The sequence below is a fragment of the Leptolyngbya sp. FACHB-541 genome (assembly GCF_014695875.1).
Lineage (GTDB): Bacteria > Cyanobacteriota > Cyanobacteriia > Elainellales > Elainellaceae > JAAUTN01.
Genome location: NZ_JACJPC010000087.1, coordinates 1 through 4,736 on the forward strand (window position 1 = coordinate 1; position 4,736 = coordinate 4,736).

The 4,736-nt window shown below is 47.5% G+C and carries 9 protein-coding genes and 1 pseudogene; 9 read left to right on the forward strand and 1 reads right to left on the reverse strand.

What is annotated here, in order from left to right:
• Nucleotides 1-169: 169 nt before the first annotated feature.
• Nucleotides 170-357: pseudogene (locus H6G00_RS36720) on the forward strand (hypothetical protein); the annotation flags it as partial.
• A 23-nt stretch (nt 358-380) separates the two neighbouring features.
• Nucleotides 381-1,352: an alpha/beta hydrolase gene (locus H6G00_RS18730; protein WP_190797906.1), complete on the forward strand. Its 972-nt coding sequence runs from the start codon at nt 381-383 to the stop codon at nt 1,350-1,352.
• A gap of 39 nt (nt 1,353-1,391) precedes the next feature.
• Here H6G00_RS18730 and H6G00_RS35545 read toward each other — a convergent pair whose 3' ends face one another.
• Entirely contained in the window at nt 1,392-1,568 is a 177-nt protein-coding gene (locus H6G00_RS35545) for a hypothetical protein (RefSeq protein ID WP_242042361.1), read from the reverse strand.
• Between H6G00_RS35545 and H6G00_RS18735 the strand changes: the two genes are divergently transcribed.
• The 7 genes from H6G00_RS18735 (at nt 1,483) to H6G00_RS18760 (ending at nt 4,330) form a co-directional block, all read left to right on the forward strand.
• Nucleotides 1,483-1,836, forward strand: a complete 354-nt coding sequence (locus tag H6G00_RS18735; RefSeq protein WP_347278201.1) for an SDR family oxidoreductase — start codon at nt 1,483-1,485, stop codon at nt 1,834-1,836. The genes H6G00_RS35545 and H6G00_RS18735 overlap by 86 nt on opposite strands.
• Nucleotides 1,837-2,013: 177 nt before the next feature.
• Complete coding sequence (locus H6G00_RS18740; RefSeq protein WP_190797907.1) at nt 2,014-2,379, forward strand: nuclear transport factor 2 family protein; 366 nt, start codon at nt 2,014-2,016, stop codon at nt 2,377-2,379.
• Nucleotides 2,380-2,461: 82 nt separating this feature from the next.
• Entirely contained in the window at nt 2,462-2,683 is a 222-nt protein-coding gene (locus H6G00_RS18745) for a hypothetical protein (RefSeq protein ID WP_242042362.1), read from the forward strand.
• Between the two features lie 10 nt (nt 2,684-2,693).
• Complete coding sequence (locus tag H6G00_RS35550) at nt 2,694-2,999, forward strand: hypothetical protein (RefSeq protein ID WP_242042363.1); 306 nt, start codon at nt 2,694-2,696, stop codon at nt 2,997-2,999.
• 44 nt (nt 3,000-3,043) lie between these two features.
• The gene (locus H6G00_RS35555) at nt 3,044-3,514 is read left to right on the forward strand and encodes an AraC family transcriptional regulator (protein WP_242042364.1); all 471 of its coding nucleotides are present in this window, start codon (nt 3,044-3,046) and stop codon (nt 3,512-3,514) included.
• 108 nt (nt 3,515-3,622) lie between these two features.
• Complete coding sequence (locus H6G00_RS18755) at nt 3,623-4,021, forward strand: RidA family protein (protein ID WP_190797908.1); 399 nt, start codon at nt 3,623-3,625, stop codon at nt 4,019-4,021.
• A gap of 36 nt (nt 4,022-4,057) precedes the next feature.
• Nucleotides 4,058-4,330, forward strand: a complete 273-nt coding sequence (locus tag H6G00_RS18760; protein ID WP_190797909.1) for a response regulator — start codon at nt 4,058-4,060, stop codon at nt 4,328-4,330.
• The last annotated feature ends 406 nt before the right edge of the window (nt 4,331-4,736 follow it).

The following is a 4,736-nucleotide window of genomic DNA, read 5'->3' on the forward strand; positions in this document are numbered from 1 at the left end:
GGTGAAAGAACAACTCGGCGCACTAACACCAGAAGTGGTTGCCTCAATTGTGGGGCGGCAGTCTATTTTAGATGCTCTATCTGTAGCCGGACTTTAGAGAATTGGTATTAGTTAATGACAAAGTCTGATTGTTCAGCAGTCTGAGCCAGAGACTCTGTTCGAAGATACCGAATCGCTACCCATCTCGTTGCGCGGCACTCATATCATTGGAAACATAGGAAAAGCCGTCTGTATACTCTGACAGTGATGGTGCCTAATGAAGAGTTTGCTGAGCTGATTTACAGCGGTACCCCAACAGGACTGGATGCGGAAGATTTAGCGGTGTTGCAGGGAAAAGCTTTACCTGTTTCAGGTTAACTGGATGACATAGGAGGAAAATGATGCAAGCCATAAATCATCGCTTCATTGAGACAAACGGCATCAAAATGCATATTGCTGAACAAGGTCGAGGCGATCTTGTCATCCTGTGTCACGGGTTTCCGGAGTGCTGGTACGCTTGGCGGCATCAAATTGGTGCAATTGCAGAAGCTGGATTTCATGTTGTTGCGCCAGATCTGCGGGGTTACGGACAAACCGATCAACCAAAGTCCGTTGAGGCATACAACATTCTTCAGCTTACGAGCGATATCGTTGGGCTTGTTCATGCACTGGATCACGAACAAGCGATGATTGTCGGGCATGACCAAGGAGCACCTTTAGCTTGGCATTGTGCATTATTGCGCCCAGATTTGTTCAAGGCGATCGCCCTGCTAAGTGTCCCTTATCGTGCCAGAACCTGGGACAGTAGCCCTCCAACAGAAATACTAAAACGGATGGCGGGTAAACAACAGCTCTATGTGTTGTATTTTCAGGAACTGGGCAAAGTAGAGGCAGAACTAGAAGATAACGTTCGTCGATCGCTTCGCAGGATGCTCTATTCCGCTTCTGGGGATGCACCTGCCAAAAAACGGTGGCGGTTTCTATTCGACAAATCAGAAACATTTTTGGACAGTATGGCTGAACCGGAGCAGCTACCAAGCTGGTTGAGTGAGCAGGACCTTGATTTTCTCACCCAAGAGTTTGAGCGAACCGGATTTCGAGGTGGGCTGGCTCGCTATCGCAACCTGGATAGAGATTGGGAACTCACGTCCTTTCTGAGTGGCGCAAAGCTGCAACAACCTGCTTTGTTTATTGGGGGAGAGTTTGATGCAGCCGTGATGATGAATCAAGATCTGATCAACCAGCTAGAAACAACAATGCCGAACTTGAGAAAACAGGTATTGCTGCCCAATGCGGGACATTGGATTCAGCAAGAACGACCGACAGAGGTCAATCAATTGCTCATTAAATTTCTGGTTCACTCTGCATCTTGAGAAAGCACATTAGTTATGACTCATTACAGATTCACTTTCTCATCCACACGAGCGCCATAACAGTTTGTTGCCATAACCTGATGAAGCATTTACCGACAAAGTAGTTCTCATTACCGGCGGCATCTCTGGTATTGGACGCGCCACTGCTCTTGCCTTTGCCCAAGAAGGAGCCAGCGTTGTTGTTGGACGACGAGAAGGTGAGGGCGCAGAATCCATTGCGCTAATTGAGCAAGCGGGTGGTAAAGGACTTTTCGTCCAAGCGGATGTCTCAATCGAAGCTGATGTTGGCGCAATGGTAGCAAAAAACCTGGAATCGTTCGGCAGGTCAGACATTGGCTTCAACAACGCGGGTGTTTTTCCCGAATCTGCTTCCATGACAGAAGTCACACTCAAATCTGGCGGCGGTGCGATCGTTAACACAGCTTCTTTTCTGGGGATTCGTCCTTATTCTGGGTTGAGCGTTGATGGCGGAATCACTGTCTAGTACTTTTTAAGCAATTTATTGGAATGATATCGAAACAGATTCGCTAACACTATAAAAATCGACAAATCACTGTAAGAATCTGAAAGAAGTAGAGCGTTGAAACTCATTACACTTCAGGGAGATAGCACCTGATCTACGATAGTTAGACACTGTTTCTCGTCTTCAACCATCTACTTTATGTCAAATCAACCTGTACCAGAAATTGAGCTGCTGCACGCAGCTTACGCCGGCTTCAACGCGCGAGACATCGATGCCGCCCTTGCCCTTATGACTCCCGACGTAGCTTGGCCGAGAGCGTTCAAGGGTGGATTTGTTCGTGGATCGGAGGAAGTCCGCGCTTATTGGACGGAGCAATGGAGCGAGATCGACCCGCATGTGGAGCCGACGATCTTCCACCCGGAGGATGCCGGACGTATTGTAGTTGAGGTGTATCAGGTAGTACGCGACTTGGCTGGAACGATCCTTGCCGATGAGCGTGTGGGACATCGTTTCACCATTGAGCATGGACTGATTCAAAGCATGGAGATCTGTTCGCTTCCGTAGTTCACAAGGAGCGGATTAACCACGTGCTTCACAGACCGAGCGGACTTTGCACTCTGTCCCGGTTGATATCCCACTAGAAGCCATGCGTGAAACGTTGCTGAAGATTGGATTCCCTGTCTGGCAGGCAGACGGGCTGCTTAAGGACTACGCGCATTATCGACGCAACGAAGCAACGGCGGTTCCTTCGGAGTTGGGCTCTGCGCTAATCGCCTCTGGTGTGCAGGATGCAATCGGAAAAAACCGGGCAGTTTTGAGGAGTTTGCAGGCGACTATGCCACGATGTTTAGCTGATGAGTGTTGCTGATGCTTGATTAATGGGCTGGAACGGCATTTTGGTTGAGCAGCATCAATATCCTACAACTCCGGGTGAAACAGAAGAAAAAGAACTTCCTGCCCTGTCAAATCATTGGCTGGTCTTACCCCTGCAACATCCTACACATTTTCATTGGAAGTCAGACGATCGCCCGCATGAAACAATTTTTCAGACGGGAGACAGCTTTTTAGTTCCTGCTGGAAAACCAATCTACTGGCGTTGTTCAAAAAGTCACTCATCCCAGACAGACCTGCATATTCACTTACAGCGGAACTGGTTAGACAAGTTGCTCAAGCGTCTGAAATAGATACAAAGCGGGTCGATCTCACAAATCACTTCGTCAAGCAGGATTTGAATCTTCAGCATATCGCCATGCTGCTTTTAGCTGAATTGCGCTCAGATGGCATGATGGGGCGATTATATATCGAATCCTTGACTCAAGCGTTAACGATTCATCTCTTGCGACACTATTCTGAGGTTACACAAATCATTACGCTTGAGAATAAAAGCTTAACTCATACCCAGTTGCAACAAGCGATCGATTATATCCAAACCCACCTCGATCGAGATTTGTCACTGGCTGAGGTTGCAGACGTAATCAATATTAGCCCCACTTATTTCGCAAGTTTATTCAAACAGGCAATGGGAATTTCGCCCCATCAGGACGGGATTCAGCAGCGAGTAGAGAAGGCGAAATTGATGTTGAAGAGAACAAATTTGGCGATCGCAGACCTTGCCCTACAAGTCGGCTTTTCCAGCCAAAGCCACTTAACACAACAGTTTAAGCGAATCACTGGAATGACACCTAAGCAAGTTCGCTAACACGATGCTAACACCATAAGAATCTAACAAACTGCCCTAAGAATCTGAAAGAAACCGAGCATTAGAACTGGTTACACTCCAGATCGGTAGAAAAAGAACTTAGACACAATGAGAAAACAACTTGTTAATCCACCACAACTCTATGATGGAAAACCACATGGAATGTCCCATGCTGTTGTTGATACCGCATCGGGTATCGTTTACATTTCTGGTCAGGTTGACTGGGACGCGGACTACCAAGTCTCATGCCATACCGTCGAGGGGCAACTCTCAAACGTGCTCAATAACCTAACGGTCGTCCTGGACGCAGCAGGAAGCTCTGTCGAGAATTTGCTTAGCCTTCGCATCTATGTTCGGGGTGAGCTTGGAGACCTTATGGGAACTATCGCACCCATCGTCGCGCAATTTCTGGCAGAATCACGCCCTGCTGTTACTGGCATCGGTGTTTCCTCACTTGCCTCTCCAGAGACGTTGGTTGAGATTGAGGCAACAGCAGCACTTCAGTGACCAATTTTCAACTATTCATCGCTGTTGAGCTGATGTGTGTGCTCAACCGTCAAGGGAGATATTCTGATCGTTGATGATGCGCTAGATAGTCTTCGATTTCTCCCTGCCATGCTGAATCAGCAAGGGTATGAGGTGCGCTGCGTTACTAACGGGTCAACGGCATTGATCGGCGTTCAAGGATTGGTTCCCGATTTGATTTTGCTCCATATTCAAATGCCTGAAATGAATGGTTATAAGTTACCTATTTTCATCTCGTCTCAGATGGCATTGCAGATTCCCAAACGATGGCAACCGCAGAGCGCAAGATGAGTATGATTCATACTCAGTATTATGCAGAGTAACGGACTGAATTAGCACAGGCATTCATCAATGCTGTTGAGGATGCAGTTTATCGCTGGATACTGGAAAAGTCGTAGCTAGCAGTTGCTAGCAGGCTAACACTGTGGAGCAATGAACGGAACAGAGATCTTGGTTACGCCTTAACGGTTGTTTGCTGTCGTTAAGCTTCAACGTTTGATTTTGAGTCAGCCCACTGCGTCAATTCGATCAGGACTTCAAACTGGAAGTTATTCAGTATAGCTCTACGGGAGCACGTTAGGACGTTATTTTAGAGATAGATAAGCGTTTAGGAGTGCCAATGTCAGCCCCCTACAGTTATGACCTTCGTCGCAAAGCGATTGATGCAGTAAAGCGTGGTGAGCGTAAAAGTGAGGTG